This window comes from Polaromonas sp. (assembly GCF_035638815.1).
Lineage (GTDB): Bacteria > Pseudomonadota > Gammaproteobacteria > Burkholderiales > Burkholderiaceae_C > Polaromonas.
The window spans coordinates 45,414-68,972 of sequence record NZ_DASQZG010000013.1; the positions used below are offsets into that span (position 1 = coordinate 45,414).

Annotated in this window: 18 protein-coding genes; 11 read left to right on the top strand and 7 right to left on the bottom strand. The window is 61.8% G+C overall.

Annotated features, from left to right (window positions below):
• Nucleotides 1-4: 4 nt before the first annotated feature.
• Genes VE934_RS08380 through VE934_RS08390 form a run of 3 tightly spaced genes read right to left on the bottom strand, consistent with a single transcriptional unit; the run spans nucleotide 5 to nucleotide 3,402 of the window.
• Nucleotides 5-1,171: an efflux RND transporter periplasmic adaptor subunit gene (locus VE934_RS08380; protein ID WP_324886296.1), complete on the bottom strand. Its 1,167-nt coding sequence runs from the start codon at nucleotides 1,169-1,171 to the stop codon at nucleotides 5-7.
• A 60-nt stretch (nucleotides 1,172-1,231) separates the two neighbouring features.
• Nucleotides 1,232-2,692, bottom strand: a complete 1,461-nt coding sequence (locus VE934_RS08385) for an efflux transporter outer membrane subunit (RefSeq protein WP_324886298.1) — start codon at nucleotides 2,690-2,692, stop codon at nucleotides 1,232-1,234.
• A 20-nt stretch (nucleotides 2,693-2,712) separates the two neighbouring features.
• Nucleotides 2,713-3,402: a DUF1956 domain-containing protein gene (locus VE934_RS08390; RefSeq protein WP_324886300.1), complete on the bottom strand. Its 690-nt coding sequence runs from the start codon at nucleotides 3,400-3,402 to the stop codon at nucleotides 2,713-2,715.
• A 168-nt stretch (nucleotides 3,403-3,570) separates the two neighbouring features.
• Here VE934_RS08390 and VE934_RS08395 point away from each other — a divergent pair, with 168 nt between their 5' ends.
• The 5 genes from VE934_RS08395 (at nucleotide 3,571) to VE934_RS08415 (ending at nucleotide 8,685) form a co-directional block, all read left to right on the top strand.
• Nucleotides 3,571-5,193, top strand: a complete 1,623-nt coding sequence (locus VE934_RS08395; RefSeq protein WP_324886302.1) for a DUF4118 domain-containing protein — start codon at nucleotides 3,571-3,573, stop codon at nucleotides 5,191-5,193.
• Nucleotides 5,193-5,930, top strand: coding sequence for a response regulator (locus VE934_RS08400; protein ID WP_324886304.1), 738 nt, complete (start codon nucleotides 5,193-5,195; stop codon nucleotides 5,928-5,930). The genes VE934_RS08395 and VE934_RS08400 overlap by 1 nt, the downstream gene beginning before the upstream one ends.
• A gap of 125 nt (nucleotides 5,931-6,055) precedes the next feature.
• Nucleotides 6,056-6,595 carry a TRAP transporter small permease subunit gene (locus VE934_RS08405; RefSeq protein ID WP_324886306.1) on the top strand — a complete coding sequence of 180 codons (540 nt, stop codon included), beginning with the start codon at nucleotides 6,056-6,058 and terminating at the stop codon, nucleotides 6,593-6,595.
• A 70-nt stretch (nucleotides 6,596-6,665) separates the two neighbouring features.
• Nucleotides 6,666-8,207 (top strand): TRAP transporter large permease subunit, encoded by a 1,542-nt coding sequence (locus VE934_RS08410; protein WP_324886308.1) that lies wholly within the window; start codon nucleotides 6,666-6,668, stop codon nucleotides 8,205-8,207.
• 1 nt (nucleotide 8,208) lies between these two features.
• Nucleotides 8,209-8,685, top strand: a complete 477-nt coding sequence (locus tag VE934_RS08415; RefSeq protein WP_324886310.1) for a hypothetical protein — start codon at nucleotides 8,209-8,211, stop codon at nucleotides 8,683-8,685.
• A gap of 54 nt (nucleotides 8,686-8,739) precedes the next feature.
• On the opposite strand, the gene glnE is transcribed toward VE934_RS08415, so the two are convergent.
• Entirely contained in the window at nucleotides 8,740-11,493 is a 2,754-nt protein-coding gene (gene glnE, locus VE934_RS08420) for a bifunctional [glutamate--ammonia ligase]-adenylyl-L-tyrosine phosphorylase/[glutamate--ammonia-ligase] adenylyltransferase (protein ID WP_324886312.1), read from the bottom strand.
• A 71-nt stretch (nucleotides 11,494-11,564) separates the two neighbouring features.
• Here glnE and VE934_RS08425 point away from each other — a divergent pair, with 71 nt between their 5' ends.
• From VE934_RS08425 to VE934_RS08440, 4 genes are read left to right on the top strand one after another with little or no spacing between them, the layout of a single operon-like run.
• On the top strand, nucleotides 11,565-15,806 hold the full coding sequence (locus VE934_RS08425; RefSeq protein WP_324886314.1) for a YhdP family protein: 4,242 nt from the start codon (nucleotides 11,565-11,567) through the stop codon (nucleotides 15,804-15,806).
• A gap of 2 nt (nucleotides 15,807-15,808) precedes the next feature.
• Nucleotides 15,809-16,615: a carbon-nitrogen hydrolase family protein gene (locus VE934_RS08430; protein WP_324886316.1), complete on the top strand. Its 807-nt coding sequence runs from the start codon at nucleotides 15,809-15,811 to the stop codon at nucleotides 16,613-16,615.
• Between the two features lie 35 nt (nucleotides 16,616-16,650).
• Nucleotides 16,651-18,702 carry a sensor histidine kinase gene (locus VE934_RS08435; protein WP_324886318.1) on the top strand — a complete coding sequence of 684 codons (2,052 nt, stop codon included), beginning with the start codon at nucleotides 16,651-16,653 and terminating at the stop codon, nucleotides 18,700-18,702.
• A 17-nt stretch (nucleotides 18,703-18,719) separates the two neighbouring features.
• The gene (locus tag VE934_RS08440) at nucleotides 18,720-19,346 is read left to right on the top strand and encodes a response regulator transcription factor (protein WP_324886320.1); all 627 of its coding nucleotides are present in this window, start codon (nucleotides 18,720-18,722) and stop codon (nucleotides 19,344-19,346) included.
• Here the strand turns inward: VE934_RS08440 and VE934_RS08445 are convergent.
• Nucleotides 19,341-19,496, bottom strand: coding sequence for a hypothetical protein (locus tag VE934_RS08445; protein WP_324886322.1), 156 nt, complete (start codon nucleotides 19,494-19,496; stop codon nucleotides 19,341-19,343). The genes VE934_RS08440 and VE934_RS08445 overlap by 6 nt on opposite strands.
• Here VE934_RS08445 and VE934_RS08450 point away from each other — a divergent pair.
• The gene (locus VE934_RS08450) at nucleotides 19,429-20,655 is read left to right on the top strand and encodes a murein transglycosylase A (protein WP_324886324.1); all 1,227 of its coding nucleotides are present in this window, start codon (nucleotides 19,429-19,431) and stop codon (nucleotides 20,653-20,655) included. The two genes, VE934_RS08445 and VE934_RS08450, sit on opposite strands and share 68 nt — an antisense overlap.
• Nucleotides 20,656-20,764: 109 nt before the next feature.
• On the opposite strand, the gene VE934_RS08455 is transcribed toward VE934_RS08450, so the two are convergent.
• Both VE934_RS08455 and VE934_RS08460 read right to left on the bottom strand, forming a co-directional pair.
• Complete coding sequence (locus VE934_RS08455; protein WP_324886326.1) at nucleotides 20,765-21,430, bottom strand: hypothetical protein; 666 nt, start codon at nucleotides 21,428-21,430, stop codon at nucleotides 20,765-20,767.
• Entirely contained in the window at nucleotides 21,427-22,383 is a 957-nt protein-coding gene (locus tag VE934_RS08460) for a LysR family transcriptional regulator (protein ID WP_324886328.1), read from the bottom strand. Before VE934_RS08460 ends, VE934_RS08455 begins: the two co-directional genes overlap by 4 nt.
• A gap of 159 nt (nucleotides 22,384-22,542) precedes the next feature.
• Here VE934_RS08460 and VE934_RS08465 point away from each other — a divergent pair, with 159 nt between their 5' ends.
• Nucleotides 22,543-23,424, top strand: a complete 882-nt coding sequence (locus VE934_RS08465) for an alpha/beta hydrolase (protein ID WP_324886330.1) — start codon at nucleotides 22,543-22,545, stop codon at nucleotides 23,422-23,424.
• Nucleotides 23,425-23,559 lie beyond the last annotated feature (135 nt).

Here is a 23,559-nt window from a genome sequence, read left to right on the forward strand (position 1 = left end):
CCATTTATTTCGCAGCTGCTTGCGCAGAAGGGGCAGTGCTGGGTGCGCTGGCTGCACTTGCAGGAAGAGCAGCAGTGGCGGCCACTTGTACTGTGTCACCGTCAGCCAGAAACGCCGCACCGCTGGCCACGTAGCGTTCACCAGCCTGCGCACCTTGAAGAATCTCTACCGCGTCGCCGATGCGCCGACCGGTTTGCAGCTTGACCTGCGTGACCTTGTTGCTGGCATCGATGCGCATGGCATAGGTGAAACCGTCGCGTAAAACCAGCGCCTGCTGCGGGAGGGTCAGCGCGGCGCTGGTGCCCAGTTCAAACTCTCCTTTGGCAAACATGCCTGACTTCACGCCCGGGTTGCGTGGCAGGTCCACATAGACCAGTGCGTTGCGGGTCAGCGGATCGACCGTCGGGGCAACTGTGCGTACCGTGCCTTTGACCTGTGCCCCGCTGGCGGCTGTCACCGTCGCTGCAGCACCCGGCTTGACGCGGCTGATTTCGTCGCTGGTCACTTCAGCGCGCCATTCGAGCCGTCCGCCGCGGATCAGGCGAAACAGTTCGGTGCCGCTGCCAACCACGGCGCCCACGGTTGCATTGCGCGCGGAAATAATCCCGCTGTCTGGCGCGCGCACGGTGGTGTTGTTGCCGCGCAGCTGCTGGGCGTCCAGCACGGCTTGTGCCGCAGCCACACGCGCCTTGGCCGTTTGCTCGGTGGTGTTGTACTGGTTGATCTGCTGCGTGCTGAGCGCGCCGGAATTTTGCAGTGTGCGGGCGCGGGCGGCATTGCCAGCTGCGTCTGCGGCGGTGGCTTGCGCCTCGACGAGACTGGCGCGCGCCTGCGCTACATCGGCCTGCACGCTATCGCCTGAAAACCGCGCCAGAACCTGCCCCGCCTTGACCGAGTCGCCCACATTCACGAGCACTTGCGTCAGTCGCAGGCCATTGGACTCGGAGCCAATCACGGCCTCCTGCCAGGCCACGACGTTGCCGTTGGCGCTGAGGTTGATGGGCAGACTTGCCTGCGCGGGCTGGGCGACCGTCACCGTAAGGGCGGGTTTGGGCGCTGCCACCTCGGCTTTTTCCTCTGGTTTTGAAGAAAAGAAGGCAATAGCCAGCGCGGCTATTGCGATGACAGCTATGGAAATAATAGCAACCGGTTTGAGCTTGAGTTTGTTCATGATGATGGTTTGTCAGTCAGGGCGGGTGTCGCTTTGTGGCTTCTTTGGGGTCGTGTGTCTTCAGGGTCGCGCCGAGGTACTCACGGGTGCGGGGCCCTGCAGCTGGGGCGCCCAGCCGCCACCCATGGCCCGGTACAGCGCCACCCAGGCGCTGGCCCGTTCACGTTGCAAGGAGAGCAAAGCGGTTTCCGCAGCCAGCAGGGTTCTGCGTGCGTCTTCCAGTTCAACCAGGCTGGCCAGCCCGCCCTGGTAGCGCGCATCAGTGCCGGTAAAGGACGCGCGATAACCTTCTGCGGCAATCCGCGCGTCTTCGCTGCGGGCAGCGGTGCTCTGTAGGGTGATCAGTGCTTCCTCGACTTCCCGTACGGCTTGCCGCACGCGACCGCGGTAGACGGCAGCGGCCTCGTCATAACGCGCTTGAGCGGAATCCACGTCGGCCGCGCGCCTTCCGCCGTCGAACAGCGGCAAGGACAGGGCGAGCGGGCCGATGGACCAGGTGTTGAAGTCTGTGCTGACGCCCCTGCTGCTGACGCGATTGGCCGCGATCGAGCCGCTCAGGCTCAAGCGCGGGTAGCGCTCGGCCTGGGCGCTGCCCACATCGGCGCTTGCGGCGGCCACTTCACGCTCGGCATTAAACACGTCGGGGCGTTGCGCCAGGGCTTCGGCCGGCACGCTCGCTACAAAAACAGGAGCAATCTTTTCAATGTCGAAAGGAGTAGCTGCCAGTTTTGATCGCAAATAAGGTTCCTGCAAAGCAGTCAAGGCCACCAGCGCCTTCAGGTCGAGCTCGCATTGCGCTGCCTGTTGGGTCGCCCTGCCATTGCTCTCTGCGGCGCTGGCACGGGCCAGCGAAGCGGTGGCTGGCGCCGTGAAACCCGCATCGGCGCTCAGAGCGGCGAGGCGGCCGGTTTCTGCGCGCGAAGCCGCGTCAGAGCGCGTCACGCGCGCCAGCCTGTCGCAAGTGCGCAGGCTGTAATACTGGTTGGCAACTTCGGCCGCGACCAGCACCCTGGCGTCGTGCCACTGGGCTTGCGATCCTTCATATCGAAGCTGGGCGGCGTTGCGGCTCGCGCTTTGGCCGCCAAACAAGTCAAGCTCCCAGGCGGTTTGCAGCCCGGCCTGCATCGTGGTGGCCACGGGTGCCGTAGCGGCGCCCGCGGGTTGCGACCGACCCCGAGTAGCACTGGCTGATGCGTCCAGGGATGGCAGCAGGGCCGCCCCGGCTGCAACGCGCGTGGCACGGGATTGTTCGATGCGCGACCTGGCGGTCGCCACCGTGGGGCTGACCGCCTGAGCGGCCGCAACCAGCTCGGCCAACAGCGGATCGCCCTGCTGCTGCCACCATTGGCTCAGGTCGGACAAGTTGCCTTGATGCGGCAAACCGGTCACCGGTGTGGCTGCCGGGAGCGGCGCAAACCACCGGCTAGGGACAGGCGCAGACACCGTGGCCGGGGGCTGCTGTAGTGCGCAGGCTGATAGCAGCAAAGGCGCAAAGCAGGCTAAAAACGCGTTCTTGATCATGCTCAACTCTAGGTTTTGGGTCATTCAGATTGGCGGCGCGTGGCTTCGGCGGCAACCATGGCTTCGGCAAAGTCAACCAGGCGCGAGGCCCACAGGTCAATGGCTTTGGGTGTGTTGATTAACCTGGGTCGTACGCTCTCGATCACTTCGCGGGTGATAAACATCTGCAGGGCCAGCCCTGTGATGCTGAACGCCAGCCTGTGCAGATCATCGTCAACCCGCGCGACACCCAGATGACGGCCGAGCAAGGCCACCAAAGCGGCATGCGCCGGCTTGATTCCCTTGTCAATTTCCTCGGCCCACACACCGGTGGGTTCCAGCATTTCACGGTAATGAAGCCGCGAGCACTGCTGCACCAGCTCACCCTGCTTCATGGGGGCGAGAAAACTGCCGATAAACCCCTGCAGCGACTGCCGCAGTGTGAAGTCAGGCTGGTCGTACAGCGCAATGTCGTCCTTTGCGCTGCCCAGGGGCTCGGTAAACACGGCGCGGTAAAGCCCTGCCTTGTCGCCAAAGTAGTAACTGATGGCTGCGATGTTGGCGCCGGCCGCCTGCGCGATCTCGCGGGTTGATGTCTTGGCAAACCCTTTTTCAGCAAACAGGCGCAGTGCTGCAAGCAGCAGGTGTTCGCGGGCCTCCACACCATCCGAGCGTTGTTTGCGGGTATCGCGGCCCGGGGCAGAGGGCGCGTCAGGTGCGGTGGACTTCATACGCCCGATTACAACACATAAATCAAACGATTGATTTACTTAAGCCAACTGTTTCAATTTCATGCATTTTGCCGACCGCGGGCCTTCTGGCGGGCGGACTGACGGCACCGCTGCCCGCTTCGGCTCGCATGCAACAATCCACGCGAGTCCCTAACCACCCGATTGCCCATGTCCGACCATCGCTCAGCAGACCCGGCGTTCCGCAAGGCGGGCACGATCGCGGTACCCCGGGGGATGCTTCACCCGCTGGTCAGGTGGGCTGCTCCGGTGCAAAGGCATGGGTGGGTGTATGCGCTCGCCGTGGTCCTTGTAGCCACCGGCATCTGTGCACTGATGACGCCCTACTTTGATCTGGCCAATCTGATCATGGTGTATCTCGCGGGTGTGGTGTACGCGGCCCTGCGTTTCGGTCAGTCCGCTTCAGTCGTGGCTGTGTTGTCCAGCGTCTTCCTGTTTGACCTGATCTTTGTGCCACCGCGCTGGTCCTTGAATCCCACCAATACACAGCATGTCTTCACCATGACCGTGATGCTGCTGGTCGGGTTGTTGATCAGCCGGCTGGTCGCGCACGCGCGTGACCAGGCCCTGGTCGCTGACGAGCGGGCTCAAAGGGAGCACGCGCTGAACGACCTCGCGGGCCAACTTGCGCTCGCGCGCTCCCCGGAAGCGGTTGCAGCGGGGCTGGAAGTGGCGGTACGCTCAAATTTTGACGCTCCGAGTGCGCTGCTGTTGCCCGACTCTGCGGGGCAACTCTGCGACCCCGCAGGGTTTTGCGGGCACGTGGCAGGGCTATCGCAGTCGCCCGAAACAGGGGTGTATTCGCCGCTGGCGGTGGCGCAAGGTGTCTTTGATCAAGGTCACAAGCCCGCTGAAACCGGGCGCGAAGGAGTGGGGCTGTCCCAGACGCTTTATGTCCCGCTGTGTGGTGCCAGCCATTCGCTCGGCGTGCTGGCTATCCACTGGCTGCCGGGTCGCGTTCATACGCCGCACCAGTCCGACCTCCTCACAGCGTTTGCCAATCACGCAGCGTTGGCCCTGGAGCGCGCGATTTTTGAGCGAAAGAGTGCGGAGGCGGCGGTAGAGATTGAAACCGAGCGTCTTCGGAGCACGCTGCTGTCTGGCATCTCGCACGACTTTCGCACCCCGCTGACGACCATTGTTGGCGCAGCCACCAGCCTGTTGCGGCAGGATCACCTGCTGGACAACGACAGGCGGTGTGCGCTGGCGCAGTCCATCCTTGACGAAGCGCGGCGCATGCATGCGTTGGTCAGTGATCTGCTGGACCTGACCCGCATGGAGGAAGGCGGTGTGCAGCCCGTCTACGAGTGGTGTCCCGCCGACGAGTTGATCGAAGAGGCTATCAAAACCGTGGGAGACCGGCTACTGGCCCACACGGTGCAGACCCGGGTCGGCCCGGACGCCGTGGTCTGGTGTGACCCGCGCCTTCTGGTTCAGGCCATGAGCAACCTGCTGGACAACGCGGTGCGCTACACCCCGGCGGGCAGCACCATCGTGGTTGAAGTGGGGGTGACGGCAGATCACTGGCAGCTCAGCGTGTCCGACAACGGACCCGGGCTGCCGGTGGACCACGAGCGGGACGTTTTCAAGAAGTTCTACCGTGGCCGCCCTGAAACTGCCGGCGCCGGCACCGGTCTGGGCTTGGCCATCTGTGCGGCAGTGGCCCGGCTGCATCGCGGCACTATCGAGGGCGTCAACCAGAATGGCGCCCGGATTGTGCTTTGTCTGCCGCAGCCCGTTCAGCACGGCCTGCCCCTGGATGAGGTGAGCTGATGACCGCTGGTGCACCCGTTGCGCGCGTCTTGCTGGTTGAGGATGAGGAGCCGATCCGGCATTTTCTGATCACCACACTGGAGGCGGAAGGGTACGAGGTTTTTGCCGCCGCCACCGCGCAGGATGCCGACACACTGGCAGCCAACCGGCGGATCGATGTGTTTCTGATCGATCTGGGACTGCCGGATCGTGACGGGGTGGAGTTGATCCGGCAGCTGCGCGGCTGGACGCAGCGGCCCATCATTGTGTTGTCTGCACGCTCGCAGGAGCGGCACAAGGTGGACGCGCTGGACGCCGGAGCCGACGACTACCTGAGCAAACCCTTTGGCGTGGACGAGTTGCATGCCCGCCTGCGCGTTGCGCTGCGCCATGCGGCCCAGACCACCCACGGCGGGAAGCCCGTACTGAACCTCGGAGAGGTGCGGATCGATCTCGAAGCCAGATCGGTGGTTCGGACAGGCCAGGTGGTGCGCCTGACGGCAACCGAGTGGCGTTTGCTGGAGGCGCTGGCAAAACGTGCCGACCGGGTGGTGACGTCGCGCCAATTGTTGCAAGAGGTTTGGGGGCCGGGGCACGCCGAGCAGGGCCACTATTTGCGCATCTACATTCGCCAGTTGCGCCAGAAACTGGAATTGCAGCCCGCCCGGCCGGTGTTGCTTCTGACCGAGACCAGCGTGGGTTATCGCCTGCTTGTGCCATCGACGGACGCGCCACCGCGACCCGATCCGCTGGACTGACTCCCCGGGGCCGGCCGCCTGGCCGTCAGCTCCCCGTCAGTGCCAGGGGCGGATTTTTACAGGTTTTTTACACCCCCGTCGATAGAGTTCACCCATCGTTTCCCCACAGGTTCCGGAGGTTTCCATTGAAAACGCTTCTTCTCCTGGCCCATTTGATTGATTGGGTCAATGACCGCTTTGCGACCCTGGCCAAATGGGCAGTCATCCTTGCATGCGTGATCAGCGCTGGCAATGCTGCCCTTCGCTACAGTTTTGATATCAGTTCAAACGGCTGGCTCGAAATCCAGTGGTACCTGTTTGCCGCATGTGTGATGCTGGGTGCGGCCCAGGTGCTGCGCGTCAATGAGCATGTGCGGGTTGATGTGATCTATGGCCAGTTCTCCAGCCGTGGACAGGTCTGGATCGACCTGTTCGGCCTGGTGTGCTTTCTGCTGCCGGTCATGGCGCTGATGGTGTATTACACCGCCCCCCTGTTTTTGCGCTTTTACATCTCGCAGGAAATGTCCAACAACGCTGGCGGCCTGATACGGTGGCCGGTCATTTTGATGATGCCACTTGGATTCACCATGGTCCTGCTGCAAGGCCTGTCCGAGATCGTCAAGCGCATCGGCTGGCTCCTGCATGTCTACGAGATGGACCTCCATTACGAAAGGCCTCTCCAATGATTTGTTTTGCAGAACCGCGCGGTCAGCGTGCGGGGTCTCCCCGCGCCAACACACTCGGCCGGAGGACAGCATGAACATGCAGGACTTCGCACCGCTGATGTTTGGCGGCTTGATTATCGTCATGCTGATCGGTTTTCCGGTGGCGTTTTCATTGTCGGCCCTGGGCCTGCTGTGCGGCTTCATTGCCATTGAAATGGGCTGGTTCCCTGCGGCCTTCATGGCCAACCTGCCTTTCAACGTGTTCGGCATCCTCTCCAACGAGTTGCTGCTGGCCATTCCGTTTTTCACCTTGATGGGCTCCATTCTGGAAAAGTGCGGCCTGGCGGAAGACATGCTCGACTCCATGGGCCAGCTGTTTGGTCCGATGCGCGGCGGGCTTGGTTATTCCGTCATCATCGTCGGATTTATCCTTGGAGCGATTACCGGCACCGTCGCCGGGCAGGTGATCGCCATGGCGATGATCTCGCTGCCCGTGATGATGCGTTACGGCTACAACATGCGGTATGCCACGGGAGTGCTGGCTGCATCCGGAACCATCACCCAGTTGGTGCCGCCTTCGCTGGTGCTCGTGGTCATGGCCGATCAGCTTGGGCAGCCAGTTGGCGACATGTACAAGGGCGCCTGGGGACCGTCCATTCTGCAAGTGCTGATCTTTGCCCTTTACACCTTTCTCCTGACCCGCCTGCGGCCCACTTACCTGCCTGGCGTGCCGGCGTCTGCGAGAACATTGGATGGCTGGGCTTTGTGGAAGAAATGTCTGCGGGGCATCATCCCGTCGGCTGTTCTGATTTTTGCCGTACTGGGCAGCATGGGCGGTTTGCCCGGCATCAACACTGCAATCGCCACCCCTACAGAAGCTGGGGCCATGGGTGCCGTGGGCGCCTTCATCCTCGCAGCGCTTCATCGCCGACTGTCGTGGCCCATGATCAAGGAGGGCATGACCGGAACCATGCGCATCACGGCCATGGTGGTGTTTATCCTGATTGGCTCACGGGTGTTTTCGCTGGTGTTCCAGGGTGTGGACGGCGCCGTCTGGATCGAGCACATGCTGACCGGCCTGCCCGGCGGGCAGACCGGATTCCTCATTGTTGTCAACATCTTCATTTTCTTCCTGGCGTTTTTCCTCGATTTCTTTGAAATTGCATTCATCATCTTGCCAATGCTTGGCCCCGTGGCCGACAAGATGGGCATCAACATGATCTGGTTCGGGGTTTTGCTGTGCGTGAACATGCAGACCAGCTTCATGCATCCACCTTTCGGTTTTGCCCTGTTTTATTTGCGCGGCATTTCTGACACCCTTTTCAAGAATGGGGCTATCCCGAAAAAGGTTCTGTCACGCGACATTTACCTGGGCGCCATTCCGTGGGTGCTCCTGCAGTTGATGCTGGTGGTCATTGTGATTTTTGTTCCCCAGACAGTGACCATGTTCCTGGACAAGGAGAACAAGATTGATATCGACAAAGTCCAGATCGAAATGCCCGCAGAAGAAGAAGGCGCCAAGACCGAGCAGAGCGAAAAGGATGAGCAGAGCAAGATTGACGATCTTTTCAAGGATGCCGCCCAATCGGACGCTGCCAAGGTGCCTCCCGCAGCGGCCGACGAGAAAAAATAGCATGCAACCCAACTTGCTTGAAACCGACATCGAAACGGCAGAGGGGGCTGCGTTCCCCCTGCCCGTCAAGATTCTTGCAAGCCTGCTGATGGTGGCGCTTGTTGTCTGGGGTGTACGAGCCGCAGACCAATTCGCGGGAGCTGGCTGGTCCAAGCCGGCGGCTGCCTTTATGGCGGTCACACTAACCGTGATCGGCTTGTGTTACTTCTGGATTCTTCGCAGCCGCACCCGGATCGATGCGGCAAGCATTCAACAAAGCTGGTTATGGCCAAAGCAAGTTGCGCTGGCCGACATCACGCAGGCCAAGTTCTTTTATGTCCCCTACATGGGCTGGTTGATCGCACCGCGCCTCATCGTTCGGGCCCGTGGCCGCGGTCTTTTTGTTTTCCATGCCGCAGACAGCAAGGTGCTGCAAAAATTTGCGCACCTCAGCCTGGGTGGCATCGCCGCTGCACCCGCGCCAGAAAAGACTGATTGATTCGAGCCTGAGTCCGGTGACGGAGGCCTCCGCTGTGGCTTCAGTTGCGGCGACTCAAGAATCAACCCGGGACCGAAACACGGCATCCCACAGGGCCAATATCGCGTCTCTTTCCGCCTGAAAGGCCGGCGGGACCACTTGTGTAGGCGCTTCGTTGAGGCGGGCCTGGTGCTGTACTTTGCGCAGCTCGCGATACGCGCTGGCCGCCGCCTGGCCCAGGCCAGCCGGGACAAGCCCCGCAGCTTCCGCGCGTTGCAGCAAGGCAATGTTTCCCACGTTGTCTGCCAGCTCCGGATGCACGATGGACTGTGACAATACCAGGAACTGCACAACAAACTCGGCATCCACCATGCCTCCGGCGCTGTGCTTGACGTCGAATTTGTCGCTGCTTTTTTCTCCCTTGATCTGATGGGCCAAGCGGACCTTTTCGCGCATGGCCATGATTTCGCGGGTCAGCGCAGGAATGTCCCTTGGTGCGGTGATCACCGCCTGCCGGACCTGGTCAAAACGCTTTTGCAGTGACGCGTCTCCCAGGACAAACCTCGCCCGTGTGATGGCCTGATGCTCCCAGGTCCAGGCGGTGTTGCTGCCGCGCTGCTGCTGGTAATTGGAGTAGGCCTCAAACCGTGTGACAAGGAGGCCCGAGTTTCCGTTGGGGCGCAAGGCGGTATCGATTTCAAACAGGTCGCCTTCGCCTGTTTTGATGGTCAGCCAGTTGATCAGTTTGCGGGCAAAGGCTGCGTAAATTTCCGAGGCGTGTTCGTCCTCATCCTCATAGACGAAAACAATGTCCAGATCACTTCCATAACCAAGCTCTTTGCCGCCCAGTTTGCCGTAGGCAATGATGGCAAACTGCGGCGTTTCCCGGTGGCGGATTTTCAGACGCTGCCAACACCAATCTGCGGTGACCTTGAGGACAGCCTCTGCCAGCGCACTCAGGTCATCGGCAACCTGCTCTACTGTCAGCACCCCTTCGACGTCGCGCGTGAGGGTACGAAAAACCTCCGCGTGGTGGGCCCGGCGCAGCAGGTTCAGACAGGTCTCTTCGCCGTCTTCACCGGTGCGCTCCAAAGACGCCAGTCGTTGCTGCATTTCCCGCGTAAACGCGGCGGCGTCAAAACGCTCCTGCAGCAGGTCGTCGCTGACCAGTTCATCTATCACGCCGGGATGAGCCAGCAGGTACCGCGCTGGCCATTTGGCGGCACCCAACATTCGGAGTAACCGCTTGTGGGCGGCGGGGCGCTCGGCAAGCAAGGCCAGATAACTTTCACGGCGCAGCAGGGGCTCGACCCAGTCCAGCATGCGCACCGCAGACTCTTCGTTGACCTCGCCATCAAGCAGCCACTGGGCCGTGCGCTGAACCAGCCTGGTCAGCCGGGCACGGGCATCCTCGCGCAGCCCCAGTACCCGCGGGTGCCGGCAAAGCACTTCCAGGCGCGCGCGAAAACTTGCGGGCCAGCGGGTTGAAAACTGCACCAGCAGTTCTTCCAGGTCCTGTGCGGTGGTGCCACCCGTCTTGTCGCAACCCTTGCACTCGCTCTTTTTGCCAAGCAGCGTGTCGAACTCGTGTGCGACCAACTCGCGGTGCGCATCGAGTTCGCTGAGAAACGGGCAGCAGCTGCTGTACCCCAGTGTTTGTGCAATCCAGGTCAGGTCCTCGTCTCGCGTGGGCAGCACGTGGGTTTGCTGATCGTCCAGGTATTGGATGCGGTGCTCCACGCGGCGCAGAAAAACGTAGGCCTGCGCCAATGCCTTGGCGGTTTCCTGAGCCATTAGCCCAGCGTCCGCAACGCGCTGCAGCGCATCCACGGTTGGTCGGGTACGCAGCTCGGGAAATTGCCCGCCGCGCACCACCTGAAGTAGCTGCACGGTGAACTCGATCTCGCGAATGCCACCGCGCGACACCTTGACGTCGTTGGCGCGCTCGGGATGGCCTGCGGTGCGTTTGGTCGCATGCTCGCGGATCTGCCGGTGCAGCGTACGCAGTGCGTCAAAGACGCTGTAGTCGAGATAACGCCTGAATACAAAGGGAAGGACCGATCCGCGCAATGCCTGGGCCGACCCGCTCTGAATGCAGTCCAGAGGCGCCACGACCCGGCTTTTCAGCCATGCAAAACGCTCCCATTCGCGCCCCTGCGCCTGAAAGTACTCCTCCAGAGCGCTGAGTGATACTGCCGCAGGCCCCGAACTGCCGTTGGGCCGCAGCGCCAGGTCGACCCGAAACACAAACCCGTGTTCTGTCGTGTCGCCGATCAGGTTGTAAATCGCCTTGACCTGCTGGGCAAAAAATTCGTGGTTGGAGATCACGCCGCGGCCGCCATCACGGCCGCTGGTTTCACCATCATGGTCGTACACGTAGATGAGGTCAATGTCGCTGGAAACGTTGAGCTCTCTCGCCCCCAGTTTGCCCATACCGATGACCCACAAGCACGCGGACTGCTCCGGCTGCCCCGGGACTCGTGGCTCGCCGTAGAGTAATTCCAGTGGTGCGCGTGATTCGCGAACAGCGATGTCCAGGGTCAGCTCGGCCAGCTCGGTCATGGCTTGCGTGACGGTTTGTAAAGGGGACTGCAAGTCGCAATCGAGGACGGCCAGCCGCTCCATGACCAGCTGCCGCAGCACCCGCATGGCGGCCCCACATTCCAGGCCTTGACCACACAGCGTGTCGTAGGCAGCCTGCATGGTCGCGCGAACAGGGGCGCCCGCAGGCAAAACGGCGAGTTCATCGGCATAGCGACGGCGTATCCGTTGCACAAAGCGGGAATGGCCTGACGTGGCCAGAGGCGTATCCGGCGAGCCGGACTTCACACTAGTAGACAGAAACTTCTCCGTGTTGCATGGAACGGACGGTGGGGCCGAAGGTCATAATTCTGATGCCGATGGATCAAACAACTCAATTTCAGCCAGCGCTTCCCGCAAGGCGTCTCAAAGTGGTTGCTGCCGCTGCACGCCTGTTGCTATGGCTGGTGCTGGCTTGCTGGGTTTTGTTTGGCATCGCCTGGGCTGCTCTCCACGGCTGGATTGTGCCGCGAATTGATGAGTTTCGCCCAAGGCTGGAAATTGAAGCGAGCCGGGCGCTGGGCGTCCCGGTACGTATTGGCCAGCTGACCGCCAAGGCCAACGGCTTGTTTCCGGCGTTTGAACTGCAGGGGCTGAGCCTTCTGGACGCGCAGGGCCGGGAAGCCTTGCGCCTGCCACTGGTGCAGGCTTCGTTGTCCATATCGTCGTTGTGGAACCTGGGTTTCGAGCAGCTTTACATTCACCAGCCCGAACTGGATGTCCGGCGCACCGCAGACGGCAAAACTTACGTTGCGGGGCTGGAGGTTTCGCTGGATCGCGAAGACGGCGGCGGTGCCATCGCGGACTGGGTTTTTTCGCAATCGGAATTGTTGATCCGCGGCGGCACGGTGCGCTGGGTGGATGACTCAAGGGCTGTCCCTGCTCTGGCCCTGACCGAGGTGGACTGGACGCTGCGCAATTCGGGTCGCAGGCATTCCACGCGTATCGATGCCACACCACCCGCAGCATGGGGTGATCGATTCAACGTGCGTGGCGTTTTTCGTGAGCCCTTGTTGTCGGGTGGGGGCAAGGGCTGGAAGCACTGGAGCGGCCAGTTCTATGCCGAGTTCAGCCGTGTTGATGTCTCCGAGGTCAAACGGTATGCCAGCCTGGACAAACTGGGTATTGATCTGAAAGCGGGCATTGGTGCGCTGCGCGCCTGGGCTGACGTGAGCCGGGGGCAGCTGGTGGGCGGGACCGCCGATGTTGCCCTGCTCGAGGTCGATGCCCGTCTTGGCCGAGCCTTGCAGCCGCTTGCGCTGGAAGCGGTCACGGGGCGATTTGGCGGTAGGCACCTTGCCAACGGTTTCGATTTCTCCACCGAGGGTTTGCAGTTTCGTACCCGTGACGGGCTGCGCTGGCCGGGTGGCAATGCCGCCCTGGTCTACACGGAGGCTGAAGGAAATGCGCCTGCGCGAGGTGAATTCAAGGCCGACAAGCTCGATCTCGCCGCACTGGCACTGATTGCCAATCGCCTGCCGTTGGGCGGCGCCACGCATACGATGATTTCCTCCCTGGCACCCAAGGGGATGGTCGAACTTGTCGAGGCCAAATGGCAAGGGCCACTGGATGCGCCGAGCACCTTTTCCGGCAAGGGAAGGGTGACGCAGCTTGAGTTGGCATCCCGGACCGCCTCGGCCGGCGCAAGCGTTGCGGGCTCTGCCCCCGGATCCAGGCCAGGCATTCGGGGCGCCACGGTGGACTTCGATGTAACCCATCTTGGGGGGCAGGCCAAGGTCCGGATCACCAAGGGGGAGGTTGATCTGCCCGGCATTTTTGAAGACCCTCACGTGCTGCTGGATCAGTTTGCCGCAGATGCCCAGTGGAAACTGACAGGTCCCAAAGTGGAATTGCAGCTGCGCAACATGGTTTTCGCCAATGCGGATCTTCAGGGCGCAGCCCAGGCCAGCTGGCGTACGGCCGAGCTGGCACCTGGCGCTGTTGCCAACGGCGCAAGCGACACCCGCTTTCCCGGCGTGCTTGATTTGCAGGGCACCCTCGGCCGGGGTGATGGCGGCAAGGTTCACCGGTATCTGCCTTTGGTGTTACCGGATTCGGTGCGTCATTACGTGCGCGACGCGGTCACCCAGGGGGCGCTTTCCGACGTCAAATTTCTGGTTAGGGGTGACTTGAATGAACTCCCCTTCTCTGATCCAAAGCTGGGAGAATTTCGCATTTCGGCCAAGGTGAACAACGCCCATTTTGCGTATGTCCCGGCTTCCATCCAGCCACGCAATGCGGGGGTCTGGCCCGCGTTGACCGAGCTTGACGGCGAGCTTGTTTTTGACCGTGCCTCCATGCAGGTCAACGGCGCCAAAGGCCGCATCGCGGGTCTGCCCGGATTGCAGCTTGTCAAGGCTGATGCGCGCATTCCGGACTTGATGCATGCAGCCACCGTGCAGGTCAACGCTGACGTCAAGGGCCCGCTCGCGGAAGCGCTGAGTTTTGTCAACACCTCACCGCTGGCCAGCATGACCGAAAAGGCGCTGGCCAAAGCGGTAGCGGGCGGTTCGGCGGATTACAAGGTTCAGCTCAGCCTGCCCATCAACACGATCGACAACAGCAAGGTTTCTGGCAGCGTTACCCTGGCCGGGAATGACGTGCAGTTCACGCCCGACACACCGCAGCTCACCCGGCTCAAAGGTGTGGTGAACTTCAGCGAAAAGGGATTCACCATCGCCGGGGGCCAGGGGCGCATGTTGGGTGGAGATTTGCGCCTGGAAGGAGGCTCACGTGCAGCTGGCGTCCGGCCCGCAGCAGGCGCGCCAGACATGGCTGATGCGAGCGTGGTTATACGCGCCCAGGGTACGGTGAGTTCAGAAGGGCTGCGTCAGGCCAAAGAAATTCCGCTCGCTTCGCGCCTGGCCAGCAACGCCAGCGGAACCACCGCTTATTCAGCCACCCTGGGTTTCAGGGGCGGCATGACCGAGGTCAGCATTGCCAGCAACCTGCAGGGCATGGCCCTCAGTCTGCCGGCGCCGCTCAGCAAGACGGCAGAGGCCGTTTTGCCCGTGCGCTTTGACAACACGCTGGTGCGCGAATCAACCGGCGCCGGGCAGGTCCTGCAGGACAGGCTCGCGCTCAGTGTCGGGCGGCTGGCCTCGGTTGTTTACCTGCGCGATATCACCGGGCCGGAGCCCAAAGTGCTGCGCGGCAGCATGGCAGTGGGACTGGAGGCCGGCGAAAGTGCGCCGATGCCAGACGCAGGCGTAGCAGCCAATATCAACCTGGCCACCGTGAATCTGGATGCCTGGGAAAAAGTCCTGAGCGCCACAACTGGCGCAGTTGCAGGCGGCAGCGAGTCCAGCGCAGGGACCGCCGGAAGCCGCGCCAGCGCGGCGGCCGCGGCACTCAGCTACCTGCCCACGACCATGGCCATACGTGCCAAAGAGCTGACGCTGGATGGGCGCACCTTGCACAACGTGGTGTTGGGTGGCTCGCGCGAAGGATTGACCTGGCGCTCCAATATTGACGCTGCTGAACTCAATGGATACGTTGAGTTCCGTCAGGCCAGCGGTGCCAATGCGGGCCGGGTGTATGGCCGCTTGTCCCGGCTCAGCCTTGGTCAAAGCACGGCCAGCGAGGTTGAAGCCATTCTCAATGAGCAGCCGGCCAATATTCCCGCACTGGACATCGTGGTCGAAGACTTCGAATTGCGCAGCAGAAAACTGGGCCGCATTGAAATTGAAGCAATCAACCGCGGCGCGGCCCCCGCCTCGCGAGATGGCGGCGCGCGCGAATGGCGACTGAACAAGTTCAACGTGATCTTGCCGGAGGCCACGTTCACAGCAACTGGCAACTGGGCAGCGATCAATGCGCAGCAACCTGCCGCAGGCCCCGTCGCAGCACCCGGAGCGCCGCGCAGGGCTGCGTTGGTTGATCGCCGGCGCACGGTGATGAACTTCAAGCTGGACATTGCCGATTCCGGCGAGCTGCTCAAGCGTTTTGGCATGGGCGACGTGATTCGCCGGGGCAAAGGCCGCATGGAGGGGCAGGTTGCCTGGGTTGGCTCGCCCTTGAGCCTGGACTATCCCAGCCTGAACGGCCAGTTCAATGTCAACATGGCGTCTGGCCAGTTTCTCAAGGCTGAACCGGGGATTGCCAAGCTGCTCGGCGTTTTGAGTTTGCAATCACTTCCCCGCCGCCTGACGCTGGATTTTCGGGATGTTTTTTCAGACGGTTTTTCATTTGATTTTGTGCGTGGTGACGTCACCATCACGCAGGGACTGGCTTTTACCAACAATCTGCAGATGAAGGGTGTCAATGCTGCGGTGCTGATGGAGGGCACTGCCGATATCGCCAGAGAGACCCAGGATTTGAGGGTGGTGGTCGTGCCTGAAATCAATGCAGGCACCGCGTCGCTGATTGCAACTGTTATCAATCCCGCCATTGGTCTGGGTACTTTTCTGGCGCAATACATCCTGAAGCGACCGCTGACGCAGGCGGCCACGCAGGAGTTCCATATCGACGGAACCTGGGCCAATCCAAAAGTTACCAAGATGGGCAATAACAAAACCCCGCCTCCCCTGCAGCCCGCGGAAGACTCCGGGGAAACCAGATAGCCATGCAAGTCGCCGCACTTCAGATGGTCTCAGGTGCCAGTGTTCAGGGCAATCTGGATGCTGCTCGCTTGTTGCTGGAGAGTGCAGCCGCTCAGGGGGCTGAGTTGGCCGTACTGCCGGAATATTTTTGCCTGATGGGCTTGAAGGAAACCGACAAACTCGGTGCGCAGGAATCGCCTGGCCAGGGGCCAATTCAGGACTTTTTGGCCGATAGCGCGCGGAAGTTCAAGGTGTGGATTGCTGGCGGTACCGTGCCCTTGCGCGCCGGTGACGAGCAACATGTGCGCAACAGCTCGCTGGTCTACGCGCCCACCGGGCAATGTGCTGCGCGTTACGACAAGATTCATCTGTTCCGCTTTGACAACGGGCAGGAGCAGTACGACGAGTCACGGGTGATTGAGCGCGGCGCAGCGCCGGTGACTTTTGACCTGCCGTCGGTTGACGGGCACATTTATCGCGTGGGGTTGAGCATTTGCTACGACCTGCGTTTTCCCGAGTTGTACCGCGCACTCAAAGCCGACTTGCTGGTGGTGCCCAGCGCTTTCACGGTGACCACGGGTCGCGCCCACTGGGAAGTGTTGCTGCGCGCGCGTGCCATCGAAAACCTGGCTTACGTGGTGGCAGCAGCACAAGGCGGCGAACATGAGAACGGTCGTCGCACCTGGGGCCAAAGCCTGATCGCCGATCCCTGGGGCGAGATCGTGGCGCAGCATGCGCAGGGACCTGCGGTAGTGCTGGGCGAGGTACTGGCCAGTCGCCTGCAGGCTGTTCGTCAGCAGTTGCCGGCTCTCAATCACGGGGTCTTGTGAACTCGTTGAGCGCTGAAGCTGCAAACCGGGTGCCCATGCCCGCATGGCGCCGACGCTGGAGCCGGCGCTGGGGATTGTGGGTGTTGCTGGTCGCGTTGTTGGTTGCCCTGCTGTCGACACTGGTGTGGCTGGCGGGGCGCTACGAATCGAGTCAGGTGCAAAGCCGGCTGGAGCAGGACGCTGCGCAAACGGCCACCGATATCCGGGCAGCACTGACGCGGAACATTCAGGGGTTTCAGGCCCTGCAGGCCAGCAGCCCTACGCCGGATTCTTGGCTGGGCCCTGCCGCAGAGCTGCTTCGCACCCACCGGGAAATGGTGCGCGTTGAGTGGCGCGATGCTGCGCTGACCCCCGTGGCGCATGTCGAAACGCCCTACCGTACCTCGGTGTTTGAGAAGCTTGGTCGGGACAGCTCCTTCACCGATGTCAGCTTTGCCTGCGCTGCCGCGCGCCGCTTCAGCGGCCCCGCATACTCCAGCAGTTATTTTTTGCCGCAGGCAGATGGACTAGGCCTTGAAGTTCTGGACATGTGTCTGCCGGTGCTATTTGCCGGTCAGCTCACAGGGTACCTGGTGGCTACCTACTCGCTGCCGGAAATCCTGTCCGAACTGGTGGGCAAGCAAGTGGCGCGCGACCAGGGCGTTGCGTTTACCGAGGCCGACGGCACCCGGCTGGCCATGTACGGAAGCCCGGCGCGCGGTAGCCGCGCCTATGTCGCCCAGCAACTGCTGGACTTGCCGGGCAACACCCTGGTGGTCCGGCTTGAGAGCCGCCTCGGAACCCCGGCCCTTTTTCCCAATTTGCTGACCGCGCTGGTGGCCGCCATGTCATTGGCGCTGGTGGCCGTGCTGACCTTGCTGGGCCGCGACATGCGTCGCCGACTCAAGGTCGAACATGACCTGGCTGAGGCGCTTGCTTTTCGCAAGGCCATGGAGGACTCGCTGGTAACTGGCATGCGGGCCCGGGACCTTCAGGGACGCGTCACCTATGTCAACCCTGCTTTTTGCCAGATGGTGGGTCTTGAGGCCAAAGAGTTGCTGCAGCAGAGCACTCCCCCGCCTTACTGGCCGCCCGAGCAGGTCAGCGAATATCAGAAACGTCAGGCGAGCCGGCTGTCGGTAGGCGCAAATCTGCCGCGCGAAGGATTTGAATCGGTTTTCATGCGCCGCGATGGCGCGCGTTTTCCGGTTCTCATCATTGAAGCCCCCCTGATCAATGCGGTCGGCAAGCAGACCGGCTGGATGAGCGCGGTGCTTGATGTCAGCGAGCAGCGGCGCATTGAGGAGTTGTCGCGTACCAGCCAGGACCGCCTGCAGGCCACGGCCCGGCTGGCCACGGTGGGCGAGATGGCCTCCTTGCTGAGTCATGAATTGAACCAGCCTCTTGCAGCCATTTCCAGTTATGCCACCGGCTCGCTCAATTTGCTGCAGAGCGCCTCAGAGTCGCCCGGAGAGGCAGGGACCTTGCCCCACAGCGAAGATCTGCAGCAAGCCATGCGGCGCATTGCAGAACAAGCCGAGCGCGCCGGCAAGGTCATCAAGAGCGTGCATGACTTCGTGCGGCGGCGCGACCAGGTGCGTGAGCCCATTGCGCCCCGCGCGCTGCTGGACGCGGTGATGCCGCTGGTCAGCCTTCAGGCGCGCAAGCTGGGGGTGCGGGTGTTGATGCAGGTGGACGAGACCTGCGGCCCGGTGGTGTGCGACCGAACCATGGTCGAACAGGTTTTGCTCAATCTGGCCCGCAATGGCATGCAGGCCATGCAAGGCCTGGATACAAGCCAGATTGAAAAGCTGCTGACCCTGCGTGTACGGCCAGCGGCCTCCAATGCGCAGAGTCGCTGGGTGGAGTTTGCTGTCATCGATCAGGGAGAAGGCATTCCCGAGAATGTGGCGCAGCAGCTCTTTACCCCGTTTTTCACCACCAAGGCTGAAGGCATGGGGCTGGGCCTGAGCCTGTGCCGGACGGTGATCGAGCAGCATGGCGGCTTTCTCGGCTTCGAGCCGGGGCAACCCCGGGGTACCATCTTCACTTTCACCCTGCCGGTAGCGACCGCAACTGCATCCGCACCTGCAGCGCTGCTTGCCTAGATTGCAAAGGAGTTGCGATGGAGCCGACCCAAAATGCCACGGTTTATATCGTTGACGACGATGCGAGTGTGCGCGAGGCGCTGGCCTGGTTGCTGCGCTCAAGGCGCTTGCCCAGTGAGTCGTTTGACAGCGCTGAAGCGTTTGACGAGCGCATCTCCGGGCAGTTTCAGATCAAGTCGCCCTCGTGCGCCCTGCTCGATGTCCGCATGGGCGGCATGAGTGGTCTGGCGATGTTCGAGAACCTGATTGCCTATGGCCTGCTGCCAACCTTGCCGGTGATTTTTCTGACCGGTCATGCGGATGTCCCGACCGCCGTTGACGCGGTCAAACGCGGGGCCTTTGACTTTTGCGAGAAACCGTTTTCCGACAACGTGCTGGTGGACCGCATCGAGCAAGCTCTGGCGCAGTCTGCTGCGGCACTGGCCCAGCGCAGTGAGCACACCAGCCTGCAATCACGTCTGGACGGCCTGACCGAGCGAGAGCGGGATGTGATGAAGCTGGTGGTGGAGGGCTTGCCGAACAAGCTGGTGGCCGATCAACTCGACATCAGCGTGCGTACGGTGGAGGTCCACCGCGCCAGGGTGTTTGACAAAATGAAGGTCAAGTCTGCTGTAGAGCTTGCCAACCTGCTACGTAATTTATAGCGGCTTGTCCGGCTTGTTCTGCGTGTCAGGGTCGGCTTCCTGGTGGCTGTCCTTGAGTTCGCCGTTCTTGCGGCCCGAAAACATGGTCCACCAGACGATGAAAACCAGAATCATTAAGGCCCCCAGGGCTTCCAGTAAAAGTAAGGCCATGACTGTTTTTTCCCGAATTATTACGCAACCTCTCGCCATTATCGCCGTCGCACTTGCGCTGGCATCTTGTGGCAGTCCACCTGTACTTGTGCCGCCGCCGGCAACGCCGGGCGGTACTGTCACGCTACCCCGTCCTGACGATGTCTCTACTTTGCCGGGGATCCGGACGCAGGGGAAAAGCCGTTGGGTCCCTGTACGTTGGGCAGAGTTGCCAGGCTTTGAAACCGATGCCCTGTTTGAAGCCTGGAATGCCTGGCTGAAAAGTTGCGAGCGGCCGGGACCGGTTTTTGCGCCTCTGTGCGGCGATGTGCGGCGTTTGAGCATTGCAACCGGCGCCGAGCAGCGCGCGTGGATGATGAACCGGCTGCAACCTTACCGTGTGGAAACACTGCAAGGTCAGGCTGAGGGCCTGCTCACCAGTTATTACGAGCCCGTGCTCAAGGCTGCGCGCCAGCCCGGCGCCGGGTACACCGTGCCGCTCTACCAGCCACCGGCCGGTTTGGGCAGCCGCAAACCCTGGTACACCCGACAGGAAATCGACACGTTGCCCGAGGCGCAGGCCGCGTTGCGCGGGAAAGAAATTGCGTGGCTGGCCGACCCGATTGACGCGATGTCCCTGCACATTCAGGGCTCGGGGAGGCTGGCGGTTACTGAGGCTGACGGTACGCAGCGCACCGTGCGCGTGGCTTTTGCGGGCACCAATGACCAGCCCTTTCGCAGCATCACCCAGTGGCTGGCGGAGCAGGGTCAGGGCCGCATGACGGCCCCCTGGACAGAATCCACCAAGATGTGGGCCTCACAAAATCCGCAGCGTGTGCCGCAACTGCTGTGGAGCAACCCGCGCTACATCTTTTTCCGCGAAGAAGCTCTGAATGAGGTGGACGCATCGTCCGGTCCGCGCGGCGCGCAAGGCGTGGCGCTAACCGGCGGACGCTCGATTGCGGTGGATCGGGAAAGCATTCCCTACGGCACGCCGGTGTGGCTGGCCTCACGTGGCGCAACGCTTGATTTACAGAAACTGGTGATGGCGCAGGACACCGGGAGCGCCATCGTTGGTGCTGTGCGGGCCGATTATTTTGCCGGCACAGGTCCGGAGGCGGGTCAGTTGGCCAGTCGCGTCAACCAGCCCCTGCGCTTATGGGTGTTGTGGCCCAAATAGCGGTTTTTGCCTGAACGGGCTCCTCAAGCCGCTTTTACCTGGTTTGAGTGATGAAAATGGCGGTTTGCCCATAAAGGACGGCAATGGTTTGCTATTGAAATAATAGCGCTTAGCGCGCCGTCATCCTGACTTGCACCGTCAGCGAAGAGTACGCCGCTGTTTGGCCGCTGCTCCATGAGCCACTGTTGCTCCCATTCATCGCATCATCCGATTGCGCCACGGTCACCCACTCGTTCAACGGCAGGGCCAGGGTGGTGACAACGCTGGTCTGCGCTGGCAGTGCCGCTGAGTTTCGGTTGCTTTGCACCGCAGACAGCTCCAGCTCTGCGATGTTGTCTCCGCGCCAGATGGGCCTGGCCGAAAACCCGCTGTTGGTATCCACCAGCACGGTGCTCCTGGTGTAGCGAACGACGCCGTTCCGCACATATCCCTGCAGCAGGCGCAGGGGCACACTGTTGCCCAGCATGATGTTGGCGCCGCGGCCGTTGAGCACCAGCACACGCTGGACCAGGTCGCCAGAATCGCTGCGCTGGTTTCTGGCGGCGGTGATGTCTACGCGTCCGCCCGACTGGCCGGGCTGCAACACCACGACGCCGGATGCGCCCAGTTGGATCTGTGACTGACTGCTGTCCCGGATTTGCCGCACCTCAATCTGCAGGTTTCTCGGCGGCAGTTGCTCTGCGCCGGAGAAGGTCTGTGACCAGGCTGCCGGCATGGCGGACCCGACCATCACCAGTAGTAGTGCCGAAAGGCAGCGGCGTCGCTTGTGGCTCATGCGGGCTCCAGTAAAGCTGTGACTGGCCTTGGCAAGCTGCATTTGCGCTGCATCAGGTCGTGGGAGGCAAACAATTCTGCCACCCAGTCCACAAACACGCGGACCTTGTTGCTCAGATGCCGGTTGGGGGGGTACACCACATGAATGGGCGGCGACTCGGAGCACCAGCCTGCAAACAGGGGGACCAAAGCGCCCGTGCTGATGTGTCCCTGCACCAGCAGGCTCAGGGTGTGGGTGACACCCAAGCCAGCCAGAGCCGCGGCAACGCCAGACGCGGAGTCATTCAGCGCCAGCATGTGGTGACCAGTGACTTCAAAGGACTCACCATCCTTGTACATCTCGATCGGGAAAAGGCGTCCGGTGCGCGGCGACATGTAGCGCACCAGGGTATGGCCATGCGCCAGCTCGCTGGGGTGCGTGGGTGTGCCATGGCGCCGCAAATAGGCAGGCGTTGCGCAGGTCATGAGGTGGAGTTCGCCCACCCGTCTGGCCACCAGCGACTGGTCTACCAGCTCACCGCCGCGCACCACGCAGTCCACGTTGTCGGCAATGATGTCCACCGGCCTGTCGCTCACGCCCAGTTCAATCTGGATGTCAGGGTATCGGGCATAAAAGTCGGGCAATGCTGGAATGATGACGGTGCTGCCCAGCGAGCCCGGAATGTCAATCTTCAGCCGTCCGCGGGGGCTGGCCTTGGCGCGCGACATGCTCGACTCCAGCTCCTGCACGTCCCCCAGCAGGCGGCCGACCCTTTCAAAGTAGGCCGCGCCGTCGGCGGTGACCGTCACTTTTCGCGTGGTGCGGTTCAGCAGCTTGGTGTCCAGCTCTTTTTCAAGATTCTGGATCAGCCGGGTCACCGTGGCTTTGGGCATGCCCATGGAGTCGGACGCTTTGGTGAAGGTCCCGGCTTCGACGACCCGAACGAAAGCCTGCATGGCAGTGAATTTGTCCATTGGGGCTTTTTCCTTTGTGAAGACCGCAATGCTAGTGCGATCTGAGCCAGTCATTGTTCCAAATCTGAAACAAAGTATAGGCAATTCGGCTATTTATTGTTTTGAAGGCTTGGCATATCGTCACGGTTTCCCCCACACGCACCCGCCGTTACTGCCGTCATGTCCACATCACCCCATCTTCGCTCCCCGACGGCGCTGCCTGCTCGCTGTTGGGAAGACCGGCAGATTCCCGTGGGCGCCCCGGGCGTCGAAAAACTGCTGAATGTGCGCATTTACGGTCGCCCCCAGCGTGGAAAGGTTTTACCCCTGATCCTGCACTTTCACGGCGGAGCGTTTGTCGCCGGCAAGCTGGAAAACGGGACTTGCGTCGCCAGTCTGCTGGCTGCCACCGGTGCGGTGGTGGTTTCGCTCGAATACCCGCTCGCCCCGACCCATCCCTTTCCAGACGCGGTGGAGGCTGGGTATGCCGCGCTGGTCTGGGCCGGCAAATTCCGCCGCAAGCTGGCGGGCCATCAGGCGCCCCTTTTTGTGGCCGGTGAAGAAGCCGGCGGCAACATTGCCGCAGCGGTTTCGCTCATGGCGCGGGACCGCGGTGAGCCGCCCCCGGCCGGACAGATATTGTTTTCGCCCATGCTGGATCCCTGCCTGGGAACCGCCTCTTTGCGGGGCGCAGCCGCTGGTCCGGTGGGCTGCATGTGGGCAGACGGCTGGCACCACTACCTTCCGCGGCCAGAGGATGCCACCCATCCCTATGCGGCCCCAGGCGCGTCGCTGCGTTTGGCGGGCTTGCCGCCCACGCTGTTGATCACCGCTGAGGACGATCCCCTGCGCGATGAAACGCTGGCTTATGCGTCCCGGCTACGGGCGAGTGGGGTATCAGTGCACGCCCTGGTGTTGTCTGTTTCAACGGGCTGGCCGTGCAGCTACCACTCGCCTTCGTGTGAGGAAGCGGCCTGGATGCCCGAAGTGCGCGAGCAGCTAAGTCAGTTTTTAAGCAACATTGCGCGCGCAAAAGGCAGTGGTCGCGGGGAGGCTGCCTGATGCACAAAGGATCAAACCCAAATATGTGGACGATGTCCACTACCTCTGATACGCTATTGTGAACAGCGTACACAAATAACCTTATTCATGTGATTCTTGCAGCCCGATTTGAAGTCGGGCGGCAGTTTGTTTTTT

Coding starts and splice junctions, on each gene's coding strand:
- VE934_RS08380 (WP_324886296.1), bottom strand. CDS start 1,171: ATGAACAAACTCAAGCTCAAACCGGTTGCTATTATTTCCATAGCTGTC.
- VE934_RS08385 (WP_324886298.1), bottom strand. CDS start 2,692: ATGATCAAGAACGCGTTTTTAGCCTGCTTTGCGCCTTTGCTGCTATCA.
- VE934_RS08390 (WP_324886300.1), bottom strand. CDS start 3,402: ATGAAGTCCACCGCACCTGACGCGCCCTCTGCCCCGGGCCGCGATACC.
- VE934_RS08395 (WP_324886302.1), top strand. CDS start 3,571: ATGTCCGACCATCGCTCAGCAGACCCGGCGTTCCGCAAGGCGGGCACG.
- VE934_RS08400 (WP_324886304.1), top strand. CDS start 5,193: ATGACCGCTGGTGCACCCGTTGCGCGCGTCTTGCTGGTTGAGGATGAG.
- VE934_RS08410 (WP_324886308.1), top strand. CDS start 6,666: ATGAACATGCAGGACTTCGCACCGCTGATGTTTGGCGGCTTGATTATC.
- VE934_RS08415 (WP_324886310.1), top strand. CDS start 8,209: ATGCAACCCAACTTGCTTGAAACCGACATCGAAACGGCAGAGGGGGCT.
- VE934_RS08425 (WP_324886314.1), top strand. CDS start 11,565: ATGGATCAAACAACTCAATTTCAGCCAGCGCTTCCCGCAAGGCGTCTC.
- VE934_RS08430 (WP_324886316.1), top strand. CDS start 15,809: ATGCAAGTCGCCGCACTTCAGATGGTCTCAGGTGCCAGTGTTCAGGGC.
- VE934_RS08435 (WP_324886318.1), top strand. CDS start 16,651: ATGCCCGCATGGCGCCGACGCTGGAGCCGGCGCTGGGGATTGTGGGTG.
- VE934_RS08440 (WP_324886320.1), top strand. CDS start 18,720: ATGGAGCCGACCCAAAATGCCACGGTTTATATCGTTGACGACGATGCG.
- VE934_RS08450 (WP_324886324.1), top strand. CDS start 19,429: ATGGTCCACCAGACGATGAAAACCAGAATCATTAAGGCCCCCAGGGCT.
- VE934_RS08445 (WP_324886322.1), bottom strand. CDS start 19,496: ATGGCCTTACTTTTACTGGAAGCCCTGGGGGCCTTAATGATTCTGGTT.
- VE934_RS08455 (WP_324886326.1), bottom strand. CDS start 21,430: ATGAGCCACAAGCGACGCCGCTGCCTTTCGGCACTACTACTGGTGATG.
- VE934_RS08460 (WP_324886328.1), bottom strand. CDS start 22,383: ATGGACAAATTCACTGCCATGCAGGCTTTCGTTCGGGTCGTCGAAGCC.
- VE934_RS08465 (WP_324886330.1), top strand. CDS start 22,543: ATGTCCACATCACCCCATCTTCGCTCCCCGACGGCGCTGCCTGCTCGC.